23 protein-coding genes are annotated in these 18,907 nt (G+C 69.5%); 12 read left to right on the forward strand and 11 right to left on the reverse strand.

What is annotated here, in order from left to right; all coding sequences use genetic code 11:
• Positions 1–119: 119 nt before the first annotated feature.
• A complete protein-coding gene (locus QH290_RS18580; RefSeq protein ID WP_280384196.1) occupies positions 120–1,025 on the reverse strand; it encodes a glutamate ABC transporter substrate-binding protein in 906 nt (301 codons plus the stop codon).
• A 43-nt stretch (positions 1,026–1,068) separates the two neighbouring features.
• The gene (locus QH290_RS18585) at positions 1,069–1,857 is read right to left on the reverse strand and encodes an amino acid ABC transporter ATP-binding protein (RefSeq protein ID WP_280265407.1); all 789 of its coding nucleotides are present in this window, start codon (positions 1,855–1,857) and stop codon (positions 1,069–1,071) included.
• Positions 1,858–2,013: 156 nt separating this feature from the next.
• Between QH290_RS18585 and QH290_RS18590 the strand changes: the two genes are divergently transcribed.
• Complete coding sequence (locus tag QH290_RS18590) at positions 2,014–2,901, forward strand: MurR/RpiR family transcriptional regulator (protein ID WP_280265406.1); 888 nt, start codon at positions 2,014–2,016, stop codon at positions 2,899–2,901.
• A gap of 11 nt (positions 2,902–2,912) precedes the next feature.
• Here the strand turns inward: QH290_RS18590 and QH290_RS18595 are convergent, their stop codons facing one another.
• From QH290_RS18595 to QH290_RS18610, 4 genes are all read right to left on the reverse strand, one after another.
• Positions 2,913–3,215: a hypothetical protein gene (locus QH290_RS18595; protein WP_280265405.1), complete on the reverse strand. Its 303-nt coding sequence runs from the start codon at positions 3,213–3,215 to the stop codon at positions 2,913–2,915.
• 85 nt (positions 3,216–3,300) lie between these two features.
• Complete coding sequence (locus QH290_RS18600) at positions 3,301–4,638, reverse strand: phosphatase PAP2 family protein (RefSeq protein ID WP_280384198.1); 1,338 nt, start codon at positions 4,636–4,638, stop codon at positions 3,301–3,303.
• 97 nt (positions 4,639–4,735) lie between these two features.
• Positions 4,736–5,329 carry a DUF2867 domain-containing protein gene (locus QH290_RS18605; protein ID WP_280384200.1) on the reverse strand — a complete coding sequence of 198 codons (594 nt, stop codon included), beginning with the start codon at positions 5,327–5,329 and terminating at the stop codon, positions 4,736–4,738.
• A 71-nt stretch (positions 5,330–5,400) separates the two neighbouring features.
• Positions 5,401–6,327, reverse strand: coding sequence for an EamA family transporter (locus tag QH290_RS18610; protein ID WP_280384202.1), 927 nt, complete (start codon positions 6,325–6,327; stop codon positions 5,401–5,403).
• Between the two features lie 37 nt (positions 6,328–6,364).
• Between QH290_RS18610 and QH290_RS18615 the strand changes: the two genes are divergently transcribed.
• The gene (locus QH290_RS18615; RefSeq protein ID WP_280265401.1) at positions 6,365–7,291 is read left to right on the forward strand and encodes a LysR family transcriptional regulator; all 927 of its coding nucleotides are present in this window, start codon (positions 6,365–6,367) and stop codon (positions 7,289–7,291) included.
• On the opposite strand, the gene QH290_RS18620 is transcribed toward QH290_RS18615, so the two are convergent.
• The 3 genes from QH290_RS18620 to QH290_RS18630 form a co-directional block, all read right to left on the reverse strand.
• Entirely contained in the window at positions 7,292–8,365 is a 1,074-nt protein-coding gene (locus QH290_RS18620; protein WP_280265400.1) for an ABC-2 transporter permease, read from the reverse strand.
• 31 nt (positions 8,366–8,396) lie between these two features.
• On the reverse strand, positions 8,397–9,092 hold the full coding sequence (locus QH290_RS18625; RefSeq protein ID WP_280265399.1) for an antibiotic biosynthesis monooxygenase: 696 nt from the start codon (positions 9,090–9,092) through the stop codon (positions 8,397–8,399).
• A 61-nt stretch (positions 9,093–9,153) separates the two neighbouring features.
• The gene (locus QH290_RS18630; RefSeq protein WP_280265398.1) at positions 9,154–9,489 is read right to left on the reverse strand and encodes an ArsR/SmtB family transcription factor; all 336 of its coding nucleotides are present in this window, start codon (positions 9,487–9,489) and stop codon (positions 9,154–9,156) included.
• Between the two features lie 78 nt (positions 9,490–9,567).
• Between QH290_RS18630 and QH290_RS18635 the strand changes: the two genes are divergently transcribed.
• The 8 genes from QH290_RS18635 (at position 9,568) to QH290_RS18670 (ending at position 16,319) form a co-directional block, all read left to right on the forward strand.
• Positions 9,568–11,175, forward strand: a complete 1,608-nt coding sequence (locus QH290_RS18635) for an ABC transporter substrate-binding protein (protein ID WP_280384205.1) — start codon at positions 9,568–9,570, stop codon at positions 11,173–11,175.
• A complete protein-coding gene (locus QH290_RS18640; RefSeq protein ID WP_425303625.1) occupies positions 11,130–12,182 on the forward strand; it encodes an ABC transporter permease in 1,053 nt (350 codons plus the stop codon). Before QH290_RS18635 ends, QH290_RS18640 begins: the two co-directional genes overlap by 46 nt.
• Positions 12,175–12,996 (forward strand): ABC transporter permease, encoded by an 822-nt coding sequence (locus tag QH290_RS18645; protein ID WP_280265396.1) that lies wholly within the window; start codon positions 12,175–12,177, stop codon positions 12,994–12,996. Before QH290_RS18640 ends, QH290_RS18645 begins: the two co-directional genes overlap by 8 nt.
• On the forward strand, positions 12,993–13,904 hold the full coding sequence (locus QH290_RS18650; protein WP_280384206.1) for an ATP-binding cassette domain-containing protein: 912 nt from the start codon (positions 12,993–12,995) through the stop codon (positions 13,902–13,904). Before QH290_RS18645 ends, QH290_RS18650 begins: the two co-directional genes overlap by 4 nt.
• Complete coding sequence (locus tag QH290_RS18655; protein ID WP_280384207.1) at positions 13,904–14,524, forward strand: ABC transporter ATP-binding protein; 621 nt, start codon at positions 13,904–13,906, stop codon at positions 14,522–14,524. Before QH290_RS18650 ends, QH290_RS18655 begins: the two co-directional genes overlap by 1 nt.
• A gap of 99 nt (positions 14,525–14,623) precedes the next feature.
• A complete protein-coding gene (locus QH290_RS18660; RefSeq protein ID WP_280384208.1) occupies positions 14,624–14,821 on the forward strand; it encodes a hypothetical protein in 198 nt (65 codons plus the stop codon).
• Between the two features lie 68 nt (positions 14,822–14,889).
• Positions 14,890–15,732, forward strand: coding sequence for a metalloregulator ArsR/SmtB family transcription factor (locus tag QH290_RS18665; RefSeq protein ID WP_280384210.1), 843 nt, complete (start codon positions 14,890–14,892; stop codon positions 15,730–15,732).
• On the forward strand, positions 15,729–16,319 hold the full coding sequence (locus tag QH290_RS18670; RefSeq protein ID WP_280384212.1) for a dihydrofolate reductase family protein: 591 nt from the start codon (positions 15,729–15,731) through the stop codon (positions 16,317–16,319). The genes QH290_RS18665 and QH290_RS18670 overlap by 4 nt, the downstream gene beginning before the upstream one ends.
• Before the next feature lie 9 nt (positions 16,320–16,328).
• Here the strand turns inward: QH290_RS18670 and QH290_RS18675 are convergent, their stop codons facing one another.
• The gene (locus QH290_RS18675) at positions 16,329–16,805 is read right to left on the reverse strand and encodes a hypothetical protein (RefSeq protein ID WP_280384215.1); all 477 of its coding nucleotides are present in this window, start codon (positions 16,803–16,805) and stop codon (positions 16,329–16,331) included.
• A 22-nt stretch (positions 16,806–16,827) separates the two neighbouring features.
• Entirely contained in the window at positions 16,828–17,250 is a 423-nt protein-coding gene (locus tag QH290_RS18680; RefSeq protein WP_280384217.1) for a DUF4254 domain-containing protein, read from the reverse strand.
• A gap of 285 nt (positions 17,251–17,535) precedes the next feature.
• Between QH290_RS18680 and QH290_RS18685 the strand changes: the two genes are divergently transcribed.
• Positions 17,536–18,516 (forward strand): helix-turn-helix domain-containing protein, encoded by a 981-nt coding sequence (locus QH290_RS18685; protein ID WP_280384219.1) that lies wholly within the window; start codon positions 17,536–17,538, stop codon positions 18,514–18,516.
• Positions 18,506–18,718, forward strand: coding sequence for a DUF397 domain-containing protein (locus tag QH290_RS18690; protein WP_280384221.1), 213 nt, complete (start codon positions 18,506–18,508; stop codon positions 18,716–18,718). The genes QH290_RS18685 and QH290_RS18690 overlap by 11 nt, the downstream gene beginning before the upstream one ends.
• Positions 18,719–18,907: the final 189 nt, after the last annotated feature.

The raw sequence follows: 18,907 nt of genomic DNA on the forward strand, positions 1-18,907 counted from the left end.
CCTCAAAAGCTTTCGACGTCCGGCAGCCCCGGTGCCGCGCAGAAGAAGCGGCCCGCCGAGCCGACCCAGCCCCACCTACAAGCCCCCTGGGAGAAGGAGGAGCGCACCCGGTAGTACATTTAGCCGCCCCCAAAATCGCTCCCCCCGCCGGGCGGCCCGGGCGCCGCGCCGAGGATGCGGCCCGCCGTGCGGTCCCAGGCCGTCGTCCAGGCGCCGTCGGTGAAGGCGGAGCGCAGCGCGTCGTCGATGAAGCGCACGAGATCCTCACGCCCCCTGGCGATCCCGATGCCGTAGGGCTCCTGGGTGAAGGTGCCGGGGACCAGCTCGAAGGCGTCGGGGTCGAGACTGCGCAGGCCGCCGAGGATGGTGTTGTCGGTGGTCATGGCCACCACCTGGCCGTTCTTCAACGCCTCGGCGCACTTGCTGTAGGAGTCGAAGAGTACGACGTTGGCGCCCGGTACCCGGTTGCGCATGTTGGTGGACGAGGCCGATCCCTCCACCGCGCAGACGTTCCTGCCGGACAGGTCGTCCGGGGTGGTGACCTTCGCCGGATTGCCGTGGCGCACCATGAGCGACTGTCCCGCAATGTAATACGGCCCCGCGAAGTTGATGATCTCCTTGCGCTTGTCGTTGATGGTGTAGGTGGCGATCACGGCGTCGACGCGGCCCTGCTGCAGGAACGGCTCCCGGTTGGCCGAGACGGTCTCCACCCATTCGATCCGGTTGGCCGGGATGCCGAGCCGGGCGGCGATGAGCTTGCCCATCTCGGCGTCGAACCCCTCCGGGCGGCCGGTCACCGGGTTCTTCAGGCCGAACAGCGGCTGGTCGAATTTCGTGCCGATGGTGATCTTCTGGGCGTCGTGCAGCCGCTGCATCGTCGATCCGGCCGGGAAGCGGGCATCGGTGTCCACCGGCGGGCCGGAATTGGACAGATCGATCGGCGGCGCGCCGGAATCGCAGGCGGCGGCGAGGGTTACCGCCGTCACGCCAAGCAGTACCGCCGCGAGGCGGGCGAGTCTTCTCATCACAGGTTTCCTGAAATGTGTTGCGGTGGTGGATGTTCGGCCGTCAGTGCTGCAGGACGCGGGCGAGGAAGTCCTTGGCGCGGTCGCTGGTGGGCGCGGTGAAGAACTGCTCGGGAGTGGCCTGTTCGGCGATGACGCCGTCGGCCAGGAACAGCACGCGATCGGCGGTGGCGCGGGCGAAGCCCATCTCGTGGGTGACGACCACCATCGTCATACCCTCGCTCGCGAGGGCTCTCATGACGTCGAGCACCTCGCTGACCATTTCCGGGTCGAGGGCGCTGGTGGGCTCGTCGAACAGCATCACCTCCGGCTCCATGGCCAGCCCGCGGGCGATGGCGACGCGCTGCTGCTGCCCGCCGGACAGCTGCGGCGGATAGGCATCGGCCTTGTGCGCCAGTTCGACTCGCTCCAGCAGTGCCCGTGCCCGCGCCTCGGCATCGGCGCGGGAGAGCTTGCGGATGCGCATCGGCGAGAAGGTGATGTTCTGCAGCACGGTCATGTGCGGGAACAGGTTGAACGACTGGAACACCATCCCGATGTCGGCCCGCACCTTCTTCAGCGCGCCGCCGGAGGCGGGTAGCGGCTCGCCGCGAAAGGTGATGGTGCCGCCGCTGATGGTCTCCAGCCGGTTGATGGTCCGGCACAGCGTGGACTTGCCGGAACCGGACGGGCCGATCACCACGACGACCTCGCCCTTGGCGATATCCAGGTCGATGTCGCGTAGCACGGTGACGGTGCCGAAGGTCTTGGTGACGCCGCGCATCGAGATCAGCGGGGCGGCGGGGGAGGGTTCGGTCGACGCCGCGGCGTCGGTGAGCGATGTGGTTGTCATGAGCAATCCAGTCTCAGCGGATGGTCGTGTGAGGTAGCTAACAACACTCGAGCGGTGGATGCAAGTGGAATTGCATAACTTCGTGAGAATGCAATTCTGATTACGTAGCCTGGTGGCTACGTTCCGGGTGCCGAACCGCGAGGGAGAATGAACGCCGTGACCGATCAGGGACCGCAGACGTTCGACGAACTGGTGGCCGAGCTGCGCGCGCGGCACGACTCGCTGTCGCAGGCGCACCGCAAGCTCGCGGAGCGGGTGATGGCCGACCCGGAGGCCGTCGCGTTCATGACCGTGTCGGAGTTGGCGGGGGCGGTCGGGGTGAACGAGGCGACGGTCGTCCGCTTCGCGAATGCCTTGGGGCTCAAGGGATATCCGGGACTGACCCGCCTGTGCCGGGAGCGGCTGCAGGAACAGGCGCAGCTGCTGCGGCGGTTCGACAATCTGGAGCGGCTACCCGCCGAGGGCGGCGGACTGCTGAACCGCACCCTCGGCTTCGATCAGGCCAATATCGCCCGCACCTTCGCCCGCATCGACGACGGCACCTGGGAGTCGGCGGTGCGGCACCTGGCCGAGGCGCCGCGGGTGCACGTGATGGGGCTGCGCAAATGCCATGCCCCGGCCTATCTCCTGGCCTATCTGCTGGGCATGGTGCGCGAGGAGGTCGCGCTGGTGACGGCAACGGCCGGTGCGCTCACCGACGATCTGCGCGGCGTGCGCGAGGGAGATTGCTTCGTGGCCATGTCGATTCACCGCTACATGGCCGACACCGTGCGCGGCGCGGCATGGGCGCGGTCGGTCGGCGCGCATGTCGTTGCGCTGACCGACAATCCGGGGTCGCCGCTGGCCGCCACCGCCGGGGACTGCTTCTTCGTCGATGCGACGAGCCCCTCGGTGCTGCGGTCGATGACCGCGTTCACCTCGCTGGTGCAGGCGCTCACCGCGGGGGTGGCGAAGTCGCACGGGCGCGAGGCCCGCGCCTCACTGCTGCAGGAGGAGCGGCTGCTCAGCGACTTCCACGTCTACACAACGGATTCGGGCCGGTAGCCCCGGCGCGGTCAGCCCTTGCGGTCGACCGCGACCCAGGCCGTCAGTGCGACGGCCCCCGACACCGCCGCCACCGACGGCCAGCTGCCGATCTTCTTCGCCAGCGGGTGTGACAGGCCCATCGCGCCGACCGACAGCCCGGTCAGCGCCGCGGCCCCGGCCGTTCCGACGGACTTGCGCCAGCGCGGCACCGCGGCCGCCGTCGCCGCCGCGAACACCACGCCGCCGAGCTGCCGCTGCCTGGTCGCCTGCGCGAGAGCGAAGCCACCGGTGAGGCCGCCCGCCGCGAGCAGCGCCGTAGGAATCCGAGCCATCGTCACACCTCCAACACACGTGCCCGGAGCGGGCATCTCGACAGTAACTCGCGCCCGGGGGCGCCGGGCCCGCGGGTCATCGGCATCACAAATCTCGCCGGACCAGGGCGGTCGAGGTGGGGGCGAACCACGTGGCGTAGAACGCGGTGACCAGAACCGCGAAGGCGCCGAGGAGCGCGATACCGACGGGGATCGGATGCCGCGCCATCTCGGGTGCGAGGTAACGGGTGCACAGCAGCACCGCGGTGAACGTCGCGATGCCCAGCGCCACCAGGCCCGACCGCGCCCGGTCCCAGCCGCGTTCGGGATCGCGCAGAACGGATTCGATGGTCAGGCACAGCGTGGCGCCCACGATGAGGTCGATGCCGTAGTGGGCGCCGAAACCCAGTGTCGCGGCGAGGGTTCCGGCCAGCCAGAACGCCCCGCCCCAGCGCAGCCAGCGCGGTCCGCGCCGGGAGTGGATGAACAGCGACAGCGCCCAGGCCGTGTGCAGCGAGGGCATGCAGTTGCGCGGCGTGATGCCGTCGAAGCTCAGCGGTTCGATCGAGGTCGACAGCGGCGGAACGATATTCGGCCAGACATCGGCCAGCTCCATGCCGTGCCCCTGCGGCCCGTACGCCAGGATCGGTCCCACCACCGGGAAGACCACATAGAACAGCGGCCCGATGAGGCCGATCGCCAGGAACGTCCGCACCAGGTAGTGCCGCGGCCACGCGCCGCGGGTCACGCCGCGCAGCTGCCAGACCGCGACGACGATCGCCGCGACCGGAAGTTCGAAGTACACCCAGCGCAGGATCGCCGACACCACCGGCCCGGCCGCCTCGAGCGCCTGCCCGGCCAGCCACGACGGGTTGCCGAGGGCCCGATCGGCCTGTTGCACAAAGGGATCGAGGACCTGCGGCGTCGCCCAGGCGGTGACGTCCAGCCAGATCTCGCCGACCTTGGTGGCGAGGATCAGCAGCGCACCCAGCGCGATCGTGCGCAATGCCGTGCGCTGCCGCTCGCCGGACCAGCGCACGGCCGCGAGCACCGCGAGGGCGGTCAGCACCAGCGTCGGGCCGTTGCCGACGGTGAACTTGTGGCCCTCGGCGGCCCGGACGATCACGAAGACGAGATCCAGTCCGACCGCCGCGGCCAGGGCGATCGCGCGTTCGCGCCAGGCGATTCCGACCAGCGCCAGCAGGAAACCCGCCCACGGCGTGGTCGCGGACTTCGGGATGCCCGCATAGTCGCGGAACAGGCTGGTCAACGGGCCCAGCGCATGAATGTGGGCGGCCATGAGTTCGCCCGCGACGAGCACGAGCACCGCCGCCGCGATACCGAGCCACACCGCCGTCGGCCCGTAGCGGCGAGATCGGAGTGGCAGCGCACCCGCCCGTTCGACCGGCGAGGCCGGTCTCCCCTGCGCGTCGTCGAGAAGCATTCGGACATCGTAAACAGTGCATGAACGGAGGATTTCGGGACCGTTCCGCGCTCGTGTGAGCAGGCGCGTTCGGGTCGTCCGCCGCGGGGCGTTGCGCTCAGCGGCCGCCGCTCGTTGCGTTCGTCCGCCGCCAGTGGCGATCGATCGAGCGCAGCAGCGGCGGATACACGAGCACGTAGCGGAAGGGTTTGATCGCGGCCATGTACAGCCTGCCGAGCAGGCCGTTCGGCTTCACCAGGACCGCCATCTGGCCGCGGTAGCGGCCGGGTTCGTATTCGACCCAGCCGATGTGCATGACCCCGTGCATGGTCCGGTTCGCGATCTCGCTGGCCCACTCGGTATCGGTGAGATACAGCGAGCGAAAGGGCTTGCCGCGCAGGTCGGGTCCGCGCGGTCCGGTGCGGAGATCCTCGGGTAGCCGATCGCGCATTGACGGCACGCGCGCACCCAGGCCGGAGTCGTCATCGTCCCAGCCGAGCAGCTCCCCGAGCTTCCAGCGGATCGCGAACAGCAGCCGGTAGACGACGGAGGCGTCGGAATCGTCGCCCGCGGAGATCTCCCGGATCAGCAGGGGGAGGTCGTCGGGGCCGCCGGGCGTCGGCAGCGCCCAGACGTCCTCGAGCTCGAAATCGCGGGTGAGGTCGTGAATTCGCCAGGGGCGCTCGGTGTGTGCCGTGGATGGGAGTCGCATCGGTCTCTCCGTCGGTCGGTGTTCCGGATAGTTGTAGAGCAATCCCTCTACATTTAATTGGAACATGCCTTCTAATTCCGGGGGAAGGTCGCCGCCGTATGATCCGGGCCACCGTGCGCGGCCTCGGCGAGAGTGTCCGCGCGGCGCGAGTTCCGCCACGTGACGAAGGCGGCCCCCGAGCAGATGCACGCGATCCCGGCCCAGCGCTGGATCGACAGGCCCTCGCTCAGGACGACGACCCCGGCCAGCGCCGCGACGACCGGCTCCAGGGTGAGCAGCGTGCCGACGATTCCCGCGGAAAGCCGTTGCAGCGCAGCGAGTTCGAGTGTGTACGGAATCACGGCCGACACCACGGCCACGACCGCACCCGCGACCAGGACCCCGGGCTCGAGCAGGGCGCGCCCGTTTTCCGCCGCGCCCCACGGCAGCGCCAGCAGCGCGCCCGCGCCGACGCCGAACGCGAGCACCGACCGGCTGTCGGTCAGCGATCCGGCACGTCGGGACAGCAGCAGATAGCTGCCCATCGCGGCCGCCGAGAGCAGGGCCAGCGCGATGCCCTGCCAGGCCAGTGGGCCCGACGCCGGATCGCGCACGAGCCACACACCGGCCACGACCAGCGCCACGATGCCGATATCGGCGGCGCGGCGCGAGGCGCACAGCGCCACCGTCAGCGGCCCGAGCAGTTGCAGGCTGCTGGCGACCCCGAGCGGAAGATAGTGCAGCGCAGGATAAACCAGATTCATCCCGGCGATCGCGGTGCCGAGCAGGAGCGCGGTCCGCAGCCGGGCGCCCCGGGGCACGGCGCGCGGACGGGCCAGGGCCAGCAGCACGATCGCCGCGATCGTGAGCCGCAGCGCCACGACACCGCCCGGGCCCACCTGCGCGAACAACTGCTTGCCGAGCGCCTGTCCGGTCTGTGTCGATACGGCGGCGGCCAGGACGAATACCGGTGCGGGAAGCATGTTTTCAGCGTCGGCCCGCAAAGCGTTCAGGTCCATCGAAATATTCCGTCGATAATTCTTTAGAATCAGCTACATGATCGACCTGCGCCGGATTCAGGTGCTGCGCGTGCTCGCCGACCGCGGCACGGTGGCGGCCGCGGCGGCGGCGCTGTACGTGACGCCGTCGGCCGTCTCGCAGCAGATCCGTTCGCTGGCAACCGAACTCGGTGTCGAGCTGCTGCGCCGGGAGGGTCGCAACGTGCGCCTCACCGAGGCCGCGCGGGCTCTGCTCGAACATGCCGATGCGCTGCACGAGCACTGGGAGCGGGCCCGCGCCGACGTCCTGTCCCGGGGTGCGGAGCTGGCCGGGCCGCTCCGGTTCACCGGCGTCTCCTCCGCCCTGGCCGCCGTCGCCGCGCCCGCGATGGCGCTGCTGCGCGAGCGGCACCCGGGGATCGATGCGCACGCGCGGGAGCTGGATTCCACGCGGATCTTCCGGGCGCTGCTGGTCGAGTCGGCCGATATCGCCATCGGATTCCCCACCGCCGCAACCCCTCCGATCGATGACGCCCGTTTCGAGCAGCGGGTGCTCTTCGACGACGTGCAGGATCTGCTGGTGCCGCGCGGGCACCCGCTGACCCGGCGGGCGACGGTGACGCTGCGCGACGCGGCGGGGGAGCCGTGGATCCTCGACGAGCCCGGCGGCGACACCTACGACGTGGTGATGACCTCCTGCGCGGCGGCGGGATTCACTCCGCGCGTCGTCCATCACGTCAAGGAGTGGTTCGCCGTCTCCACGTTCGTGGCACAGGGCTTCGGCGTCTGCCTGCTGCCGCGGCTCGCGCCCATCCCCGACGACCACGCGGTCGCCCGGATCCCCTTGCGCGGCAGCCCGATTCCGGCCCGCACCATCATCGGCGGCATCCGCCGCGGCACCGGCGGCAACCCGTTGATCGCGGCGGGCCTGGCGGCCGTCGCGGAGGTCGGCGCGGGTATCGCGGCCGGGGGCGGTGCCCGGTAGTCACCAGTCGTCGTCGCGCCCGCCCGGGTGCCGGTGCCGCCAGATCCCGAATACGGTGCACGACAGGGCCGCCCACGCGGCCAGCACCAGGAACGGGAACAGATGCTGGTGGTCGGCGAAGTACACCGCGGTGTGCTGGGCGTTGACGGAGGCGCCCGGCGGCAGCCACCGGCCGATGCTGCCCAGCACCGACGGGAGCAGCGGCCACGAGACCGCCCCGCCGGACGACGGATTGCCCAGCAGCACCATCAAGCCCCAGGTCGGGATCATCGCCCAGCGGCCGAACAGCGTGTTGAACATCGTGAAGATCATGCCCGAGGTGAACATGGTCAGGGCCAGGATGAACCACGACTCCACGAAGGGCAGCCGCAGCGCGCCCAGCCACCAGTCCACCACGGCCGCGATCACGAAGCCGCCCAGGATCGAGTAGGCGACGGTGTAGCCGACCCGCTCCAGCGGGTTCAGCGCCCGGGCGTGCACGCTGAGCTGAATGGCCCCGACGAATCCCACGATCACCGCCGCCAGCGTGATGTAGAAGATGGCCAGCCCGCGCGGGTCGCCCCGCTGCAGCGGATTGATGTCGGTGACCGTGACCGGTGTCGCGCTCTGCCGTCCGACAGTCACGGCAGCCTCCGAAATGGCCTGGGCCACGGACGATCCCGAGGCGCCCGAGACATCCACCGGCACGTGATCGGCCCGCCGCACGTCGATGATCGCGAAGACCTGCTGCGCCTGCACGGCCTCGTGCGCGGCACCCGGATCCTCGTACCGCAGGACGTGCAGCGAGCCGTCCAGCGCCCGATCCATGCCCGTCAGGAACGCCGCTCCCGGCTCCGACGGCGCGGGCTCGGCGACCAGCGCCACCGGAATCCGATGCGGTGTCGGATTGGCCAGGATGTAGGTGTAGGACCCCGCGAACAGGCCCGCGGCGGCGCCGAGGATGAAGACCAGCGCGGTCGCCGGGAGAAACGGCGATCGCCGGAACCGGTCCCATCTCGCGCGCCATATGGCAATCCGGCCGCTATCGGCGGTGATGTCGCTCTGAGCAGGATGTTCGGTCTCGCTCTCGGGCATACTGCCACCATAGGCGGGCTCGCGGAAGCCGTCAGGCAACCCGGCGCTGAATGGAGCGCAGCAGCCGGTAGCGGGTGAAGCCGCGGAAGGTGACGCCGCCGAACTGCTGGACCCGCTGCCATTGCGGCGTGGTGCGGGTGGACAGGTTGCCCTCCGCGAGGGCCCGCTCGTGCGCGGCGGCGGACTCCCATTCCGCGTAGTTGACCAGCGCGGTGCCGTCGAAATTCTGGTGGAAATGCGCCGAGATGTTCTCCGGTCCCGCACCGCTGGAGCCGAAGGCCTCGAAAACCCCGTCCACCCACCGCTTTCCGGATTCGGCCGTGTCCGGCTCGATATCGACGAGCACGACGCAGCCCGGTGTGCGAGTCTCACCGGGCCGAACGCCGCTGCGCAGCAACCGGAACCAGTCGTGATGGAACTCGACATCCGGATTGGCGTCCCGGAACGCCTGTGCCCCACCGAAACCCCGGACCGCGAGGTAGGCGTCGTAGGCATGTTCGGAGGTCCACTGCTTGTAGGCCATCAGGCTGCGGCCGTCCTCGCTCTCGTACAGGCTGAACGACAGCTCGCCGTCGGTGAGCTCCTCGCCCCATACCCCGGCGACCATGTCGTCGGTGAATCGCCGCATGCGTTCGGGGGAGGCGCCGCGCCAGACGTTGAGGAGTACCGCACCGGCGTCCGCGCGATCGGGGACCGGCCACTGCCCGAAGAGGTATTCGCTGCTCATGGCGCTCACGCTAGAGCGGGCGGGGCCGTCGCCGCCTCTGTCGAACGACCGGGTTCCGGCGTCAGCCGTGCCCGGCGCCGATGCTGTGCAGCACCTCGTGAATGGTCGAATCGTCGAGCTGGTTGGCGACCGCGCGGCCGACGCGCGTCGAGGTGATGTACCCGCCCTGGCGCAGCACCCGCAGCGCCTGGGATACCGAGTTCTCGGTGCGGCCGGTGGCGGCGGCGAGTTCGCTCACGGTGATGCCGGGGGAGCAGTGCAGGCAGAGCAGGATCTCCAGGCGGTTCGGGTCGGAGAGCAGGTCGAATCGGCGCGCCCAGGCACGGATATCGACGTCGCGGAGTGCGTCCTGGCCGCGCCGGACCGGTGACCCTTCCGTTGACTTCGGTTCTCCCATGGGCATCAAGGTAGCCGGATCCCTCCCCTGGCTCTATGATCTGTCCACCTGAACAGATGAACAGTTGGAAGGCTTTCGATGAGGGGACGTGCCCGGCCGCAGCGGATCGCCGGTGTCCTGGTCGCGCTCGCCGCGGCCGTCTCGGCCTGCGGTGCGCCGAATACGACCACGGACGGGTCGCTGGTGCTCGCCGACGGATTCGAGCTCGGCGGATACAACCCGATCGCCGGATACGGGGCCGCCGGTGAGGCGAAGATGTACGACGGGCTGCTGAAACTGCACGGCGGCGAGGGGCTGCCCACCCTCGATCCCGCGCTCGCCGCCGCGGCACCGTCGGCCGACCCCGAGGCCACCGAATGGACGGTCCCGCTGCGTCCGGGCGTGAAGTTCAGCGACGGCACGGATTTCGACGCCGCCGACGTGGTGGCCACCTACCGGGCGATCCTGGATCCGGTGTCGGCGTCGGAGGTGCGCTCGTCCTACGAGATGATCGAGCGCGTGGAGGCCGTCGATCCGGCCACGGTGCGGTTCACCCTGCGGTATCCGTACGCGGCGTTCCCGACCAAGATGCTCATCGGCATCGTGCCGTCGGAAGCGGTGGCCACGCCCGGCCGCGCCGCCGAATCCCCGCTCAATTCCGCGCCGATCGGCACCGGCCCGTACCGCCTGACCCGGCTGACGCCCGATCGGGCGGTCTTCGAGGCGAACGAGAACTATTGGGGCGGTGCGCCTTCGGTGAAGAAGCTGACCCTGGTGTACGTTCCCGACGACAACACCCGCGCCCAGCGCATGGCCGCGGGGGAGCTCGACGGCACCACGCTGCCGCCGCTGCTGGCCCGCACCTTCGCCGCCGACGAGTCGAAGACGGTGTCGTCCAACACCTCCGCCGACTGGCGCGGTGTCTCGCTGCCGTCCGGGCATCCGGTGACCGGTGACGCGGCGGTCCGGCGGGCGCTCAATCTCGCGGTGGATCGCCGCGCGACCATCGACAACGTCCTCGGCGGCTACGGACGCCCCGCGTCCACGCCGGTTCCGGAAGTGTATGGGGCCGCATACAATCCGCAGGCCGTCTTCGCCTACGACCGGCCCGCGGCGCAGCGGATCCTGGACGAGGCCGGGTGGCGCGAGGGCGGGGACGGTATCCGGGTCCGGGACGGCCAGCGCGCGAGTTTCACGATCGTGTACAAGTCGACCGATACGCTGCGCCGAGACCTGGCGCAGGCATTCGCCTCCGACGCCCGGCGCATCGGTATCGAGGTGAATCTCGAGGCGTTGTCGTCGGATCGGATCGCGGCGCGGGTGGACCACGACGCCGTCCTGCTCGGCGGCGGCGACGAACCCTACGATCCGGACACCCAGACCTACAAGGTCCTGCACTCGTCCTACCTGGATCCGGCCGTCGGCAGCGCCTACGACAACGCCAGCCGCCACGCCGATCCGGCGTTCGACGCGGCCCTCGACCGCGCCCGCCGCAGCACCGATCCGGCCGTCCGCGCGGCGGCGTACCGCGACCTGCAGGCCGCCTACATCGCCGACCCGAGCTACGTGTTCCTGGCCTTCCTCGATCACACCTACGTGACCCGCAGGTCCGAGTGGGTGATGTCGGGTCCCGTGCTGGAACCGCACACGCACGGCGTGGCATGGGGTCCGTGGTGGTCGCTGCAGACCTGGACCCGCAGGCCGTGACCGCGCCGAACGCACTGCGGCGCAGCCGATTCCGCGGGCGCGGCCTGCCGGGCATGGTCGGCTTGCGCCTGCTCACCCTGGTCCCGGTGCTCGCCCTGGTGTCCGCGGGCCTGTTCGCGGCCGCGGCCGTCTCGCCGTTCGATCCGCTGGTCGGCTATCTCGGCACCCGGTACGAGAGCACCGGCCAGGCCGACAAGGCCCTGTTGGCAGCGCAACTGGGCTTCGACCGCCCGTGGTACGAGCTGCTGGGCCGCTGGCTGGGCGGGGTGGCCACCGGCGATCTCGGCATGTCGCGCACCTACGGCCAACCCGTGAGTCAGGTGGTGGCCGAACGGATTCCGTGGACGATGCTGCTGGTCCTGGTCGCGCTCACGGTGGCCATGCTGACCGCGGTGGCGCTGGGCGCGTGGACCGGAATGCTGCGTGGGGGAGCGGTGGATCGACTGGTGTCCACGGTATGCGTTGTGGTGCAGGGGCTTCCGCCGTTCGTGCTGGCCCTGGCGACCATCGCGATCTTCGCGGTGGGCCTGCGCTGGCTGCCACCGGCCGGACTCACCGACGCCGGAGCCGACCCGGATGCCGCCCAGGTGATCCGGCATCTGGTGCTGCCCGCGTCGGCCCTGGCGCTGTCACAGCTGCCCTGGCTGCTGCTGGCAGTGCGGGAATCGGTGTCGCAGAACAGAACCGAGGATTTCGTCACCGGGGCCCTGGCGCGCGGCATCGACACCGGGACCGTCGCCCGCCGCCACATTCTGCCCATGTCCCTCGCGCCCTTCGTGACCGTTCTGGGTGTGCGACTGCCGGAGATCGTGGTCGGCGCGGTGCTGGTGGAGGAGATCTTCTCCTGGCCCGGCATCGCCGGTGCCTTCGTGCGGTCGGCCACCGACCTGGATATGCCGTTGCTGGCCCTGCTGACCGTCGGCACGACCTGCGCGGTCATGGTGGGCTCGCTGTGCGCCGATATCGCCTGTGTGCTGCTGGATCCGAGGGTGCGTGCCGATGGCTGAGCGCCGAGGGTGGACGGCGGTCGCGGTGCTCGCGGCGGTCGCGGCGTACGCGCTGCTGGTCCCCTGGTGCACCGGAATCGACGACCGGCTCACCGATTTCGCGATGGCCCGGCAGGCGCCGTCGGCCGGGCACTGGTTCGGTACCGATGCCGCCGGGCGGGACCTGTTCGTGCGCGTCGCCGCCGCCATCCGCGTCTCGCTGCTGGTGGCGATCGGATCCGCGATGCTGGCAACGGTTCTCGGCACGCTGGTGGGCACGCTCGCCGCGCTGGCCGGGGGCTGGACGGACCGGCTGGTCATGCGCGTGGCCGACACCACCAACGCGCTGCCGCACCTGCTGCTGGGCATCGTCATCGTGGCCCTGTTCCGCGGCAGCGTCCCCGCCGTGGTGCTGTCGATCGGGCTCACCCACTGGGTGCAGGTGGCGCGCGTCGTGCGCGCCGAGGCGCTGAGCCTGCGCGAACGCGAATACCTCAGTGCCGCCCGGCTGGCCGGTGCGAGCCGCGGTCATCTGCTGCGCCGGCATCTGCTGCCCGCCGTCGCCCCGCAGGCCGTCATCGCCGTGGTGCTGCTGCTCCCGCACGCCGTATGGCACGAATCGACGCTGTCGTTCCTCGGGTTCGGGCTCCCGCCGCACGCCGCGAGCCTGGGTACCCTGCTCGAGGAGGCGCGCGGCTCGCTGCTGCTCGGGGGATGGTGGACGCTGGCCTTCCCCGCGGGGGTCCTCGTGGTCACCACGGTGGCGGTCGCGGTCGCCGGTTCGGCGCTGCGCACCCTGCTGATACCGCCGAAGCCCACGCGGGTGGTGTCATGACCGGCACCGGCGCGGCCACGCGCGGCGGGCTCGGCATCGACTCGCTGACGGTCCGGATTCCGATGCGCCGCAACCGGATCGTGCACGCCGCCACCGAGGTGACACTCGCGGCGCCGCGCGGCGGCGTGACCGCGCTCGTCGGTGAGTCCGGTTGCGGCAAGTCGATCGTCGCGAGCGCCGTACTGGGACTGCTGCCACCCGGAGCCCTGGTCACCGGTTCGGTGGCGGTGCCCACCGGCGACGGCACCATCGATGTGCTCACCGCCGCCCGGCCCTGTCGCGGCAGGCACGTGGGCCTCGTACCACAGTCCCCCGCAACGTCTTTCACGCCGGTGCGCACGGTGGGGTCCCAGCTCGCCGAGACGATCGCCGCGCTGGGGTCCCCGCACACCTGCGCCGAACTCGCCGAGCGCGCCGGATTTCCCGCCGCGGCCCTGAACCGGTATCCGCACGAGCTGTCCGGCGGCATGGCGCAGCGGGCCGCCCTCGCGGCGGCGCTGGCCGGTGATCCGGACGTGCTGGTGGCCGACGAACCCACCTCCGGGCTCGATCGCGACCGCACCGACCGGGTGCTGCGGCTGCTGCGCGACCGCGCCGATGCCGGGGCCGCGGTCCTGCTCATCACCCACGACCTGGCCGCGCTGCTGCGCACCCGGGTCGCCGACACCGTGGCGGTCATGTACGCCTCGCACCTCGTGGAGTACGGTCCCGCGGACCCTGTGCTCGACGACCCGTGGCACGAGTACACCCGAGACCTGTTGGCGGCGTTGCCCGGCCGGGGGTTGCGACCGCTGCCGCATCCGACGCCGGAGCTGACCGATCTCGCGCCCGAGCGGTGCCCGTATCTCGGCGGTCCGACGGCCTCGGTGCCGCGGGGCGACCGCGTGATTCGCGAACGGAGCCGGTGATGCTCGCGGCCGAAGGGGTGACGGTCGGCTACGGTCGCGGCGAAACCGTCCTCGACGCGGTCGATTTCGCGGTCGAGCCGGGCAGGCTCGTCGGGCTGTCCGGCGAATCCGGTTCCGGGAAGACCACTCTCGTGCGAACGCTGGCGGGCCTGGTCACGCCGCGCTCCGGCACTGTGATCCTGGACGGGGAGCCGCTGGGGCGCGCGCCGCGGGGCGCGGTGGCCGTGGTCTTCCAGTCGCCGCGGACCGCCACCAATCCCCGCTTCACCCTGGGACGGATCATCGGCGAACCCGCCGAAATTCGCGGCGATCGGAAACCGGATCTCCGATCCCTCTGCGCCGCAGTCGGTTTGACGCCGGATCTGCTGGGCCGCCGCCCGCACGAGGTGAGCGACGGGCAGCTGCAGCGGGCCTGCGGCGCCCGCGCGCTGGTGCAACGCCCGCGCTATCTGCTGTGCGACGAGGCGACCGCCATGCTGGACGCGGCGACCACGGCGTCGATCATGCGACTGATCATGAACCGGGCGGCCGACGAGGGCATCGGCGTCCTGGTCGTGGCCCACGACGAGGATCTGCTGCGGGCCTGTTGCGACCGGGTCGAATCCCTGGCCGCTTCCTGAAGCCTTCTTCAGGCCGGTTCAGGTTGTCTTCAGCCCCTGCTTGCGATCGTTACGGCTGTCCGAGGCGTCACAGCTGACAACGAGAGGTGCGGTCAGGTCATGAACCAGACAGTGCGTATCGATGGACATCCCTATCAAGTGGTCGGGAGCGCCCCGCTATCGCTGATGTCGCGGGCCTGCTACGGCAAGTATCGCTTCACGCTGCGGCGGTTATCGGATGGTTCGCTGTGGACGGCCTTCGGTACCTGGGTCACCCCGGCGTCGGAACTGGTGAAGTCCGGCAGTCCGGCCCGCTGACCAGCAGCGACAGGCCGCCACAAAGTATTCCTTGACAAGAATATTCTTGTCAGGGAATACTTCTGCGCATGGAGCAGATCGCCTCAGCACTCGCAGACGCCGCGCGGTGGCGCATCGTGCAGCTGCTCGCCGAGCGGCCCCGGTCCGTGGGTGAACTGGCCGAGCTGACCGGGTTGCGGCAGCCGCAGACCACGAAGCACCTGCAGACCCTCGCCCGCGCCGGTCTCGTGACGGTGTTCCCGCTCGGGCAGCGCCGTGTCTACGCGGTCGAGGCGGCCCCGCTGCGGGATCTCGAGCGCGCGGTGCGCCACCTGGCCGAGACCATCGACGCGAATGCGGGCGAACGCGATGTCGTCGCCCGCTACCGCGCCGCCATCGAGGCGGAATCCGCACTCGCGCAGCGGGATCGGTGGGCCGATGGGCGCGCCTTCTCGTTCGAGCGGGTGCTGCCCGCCGCTCCCGAGGTCGTCTGGCGGCACTGGGTGGAGCCGAATCTGCTGGCGTCCTGGTGGGTTCCGCCCTCGATGGCGGTCACCGACTGTGTCCTCGAGCCGGAGCCGGGTGGTCGCGCAGTGCTCGGGTATCGCGACGCCGAGGGCCGCCGATACCGCTCCGAGGGGCGCGTCGAGCACGCGGAGCAGCCCGGACGCCTCGTATTCGGGCTCTCGGTGCTGGACGCGGGCGGGGCCGTCTCGTTCACCGGCCGCTACGCCCTGGCATTGCACGCGGTTCCGGACGGCACCCGGCTGCGGCTCGAGCTGACCATCACCGAAACGGCCGTCGAGGCGGCCCCCTACATCGCCGGGATCGAAACCGGCTGGGGGCAGGTGCTCGACAACCTCGCCGACGTCGTCGGCAAATCCTCACTGCCACAGCGCCATTCACCAGAGAAGAAGGAAGATCAGGCATGACTGTACGCATGGTCACCGCGAATATCGCCCTCACCATCGACGGACGCTACAACGGCCCCGGCGGTCCCGCGGACGCGCAGGCGATCGTCCGGTACGCGACCACCGATGTCGCGCGCAACCACATGAACCGCATCTGGCAGGACGCGACGACGGCGGTGCTCGGCCGGAAGAATGCCGAAGGGTTCCTCGGCTTCTGGCCGACCGTCGCCGCCGACGACACCGCCGACCCCCGCGATCGCGGGTACGCGAAGTGGCTGGTCGACACCGAGAAGGTGGTCTTCTCAACGACTTTGGCCGAAGCGCCCTGGGGGCGGGCCCGTATCGTGAACGCCCCCGCCGCCGAGGTCATTACCGAACTGCGGGCCACCGGCGAAGGCGACATCCTCGTCAATACCAGCCCGACCATCACCAGGGACCTGCTCGCCGCGGACCTGCTCGACCGGCTCTATCTCCTGATCACCCCCGAGATCGCGGGGGACGGGGAACGCCTGTTCGTTGAGGGCCTGCCCGGCTCGGCGTGGACGCTCACCCATCAGGAGACCGGCGAACTCGGCGAGATCGCCCTGGTCTACGACCGCACACGCTGATTCGGCGGTTCACGCCCATCTGCCGAGTTCCGGCCGCGACAGTTCGGACCACAGGACGGTGCGCGCGCCGGTGTAGTGCTGGCCGCAGCGGATGCTGGCGCGTTCGACGTATTCGGTGATCAAAGTGCCCGATCCGGCGATGAATTCGGCGTTCTCGGCGGAATCGTGCAGCTCGACGACCAAGCGGGCCGCGGACATCGCGCGCAGGCGCAGCGTCATTCGGGTCGGGTGGTCCAGGCCGCATTCCTCGATGACGGTGACGAACGAGGCGGTGAGATCGATGCGGTCGGTTCCGGCACCGGGGAGCGTATTCGGCGGCGGTAGCCCGCGGCTGCAACCGATCCCGGTGGCGATGTGTACCGCCGCCTGGGTGAGTTTGTCCGCGAGGAAGGACTTTTCGCGATCGCTGAGCGACCGCGTCGCGGCGTCGAGCGCCGCGTGGTCGCACCAGCCGATGCGCCGCAACTCGGCCAGCAGCTCGGTCATCTGTCGCCCCTTGTCCACAGCGTCAGTTGCCGCCGGGCAGGCGGCGATGGCCGGTGGTGACCTCCGCGGTGAGGTCCTCGTAGGCGACGCCCAGCTCCGCCAGCGTCTCCCAGGCGTCGAACAGGTCCCACTCCGTGGCTCCGGCGAGGGCGGCGTAGGCGCGGGCGGTGAATTCGGCGAGACGATCGATGACCGAGCCCAAGCCTTCGGTGTGCACCCGAGCGCAGCCGTGCGACGGCGGTAGCCGGTCGTGGACCCAGCAGTCGGCGCTCGCGCGCAATTCGCTACGGCGCGTGTCGATCTGCGCCACCAGCGCGGCACCCTCGGCGAGGCGCCGCTCGTGTAATTCGCCGAGTTCTTTTGCGCAGCGCAGCAGCACATGATCGCGACCGGTGTCTCCTCGGCACGCTGCGAGCATGTGATTCTTCGGCGGAAACAGTTCCACCTGTCACCCCCGCAGCCGAAATGGACGCGAATTCGGCACATGTGCAGAGTCTTTCGTCACAGGACTCGCGTCGAACATGTATTCTGATGCGGGCGGATTCGTTGGTACTTCTCGTGATTCGAGCATCGTTCCGGGCCTTCGGTCGATGTGTGTCGTAGTGGGGCGGGTCATTCCGGCAGGCTTCCTTCCTGCTCAGGTGACATGTGCTCGGGGCGATGACTCGTCCGCGATGGGAATAGAACACACCAATCAGCCAGGTTCGGGGAAGACGAAACGGGAAGCCGTATGAATTCGACGAAAAGCTCAGCACACGTGCCGAAGTTTGCACCGAAGTCTTCCCGAATCGGGAATACCAAGCGATCCGAAAGGGGAAAAATCATGGGGGACAGGGATAGCAGCATCACGCGCCGCCAACTCGGGCGGCTGCTGCGCGAGGCGCGTGAGGCGATCGGACTGACGCTCGAGGATGCCGCCCGGCTCGTGGACTGGAGCAAGAGCACCCTGCAACGGTACGAGAAGGGCGAGGTGCAGAAGATTCGGTCACTCGACCTGGAGGCGATGATCGATATCTATCGCATCGACCCGGAACATGCCGAGGCGTTGCGCGGGCTGGCCAAGCAGGCGGCCGAGAAGTCGTGGTGGCACGAGTTCGGAGACGTCATCCCGGCAAACTTCAGCGTGTTCATGGGATTGGAGTCGGCGGCCGAGAACTTGACGACCTACCAGTCGGACCTTGTTCCGGGCCTGCTGCAGACGGTGAGCTACGCGCGTGTGCTGGCTCGGCTCTCGAATCCTGATGACACGGACGAGGAGCACGAGCGTCGTATCGAGATGAAGATGCGGCGACAACGCCTGATCACGCGTAGGTTCAAGCCGACGGAGCTCACCGTGGTACTCGGTGAGACGGTGCTTCGCCGGGTGATCGGCGGTGGGTCGATCATGGCGGCTCAGCTGAAGCATCTGGCCGATATCGGCACCCGGCCCAATGTCAGCGTCCGCGTGCTGCCCTTCGCTTCGGGCATGCCGACTGGTGACTTGATCGGAACGTTCGTCATCCTCCAGTTCCCGGAGGGCAGCCGAGGTGTGCCGATCGAGCCGACGATCGTCTACGCCGAGAACTACACCGGCGACATGTACTCGGAGAAGGTGGGCATCGTGCGGCGATATACCCAAGCGTACGAACGCATTCAGCAGGTATCGTTGGACGAAGTCGCCAGCAGGGCGCTGATGCGGAAGATTGCAAGGGAGTACCAGCGTGAACGTTGATCTGTCCGGAGCTAGGTGGTTCAAGAGCAGTCGCAGTGGTGGGTCCAAGGATTGCGTCGAGGTTGCGTTCCTCGATCAGGGCTTGGTCGGTGTCCGGGACTCCAAGAATCCGTCCGGTCCGGCGTTGGTCTTCACGCCGGGTGAGTGGGATGCCTTCGCGACGGGAGTGCGGGGCGGCAAGTTCCTCGCCCCCGGCGAGTAATCGCGGCGCACCCGGCCCCGCCGAACCGAGTTCCCGAACGGCCCCCCCAACAAAAAAATTTGATTCGGGGCCGATACGACAACGACGTTGACGTTCAAGCTGATTCGGCAGAACCAGGAGGTCGCGACGGCGGCCGCGATGAGCGTGCTGAACTTCGCGCTGATCGTGGTGATCATCGCGGTCTATGTG

It is taken from the genome of Nocardia wallacei, from assembly GCF_029869545.1.
GTDB lineage: Bacteria > Actinomycetota > Actinomycetes > Mycobacteriales > Mycobacteriaceae > Nocardia > Nocardia wallacei_A.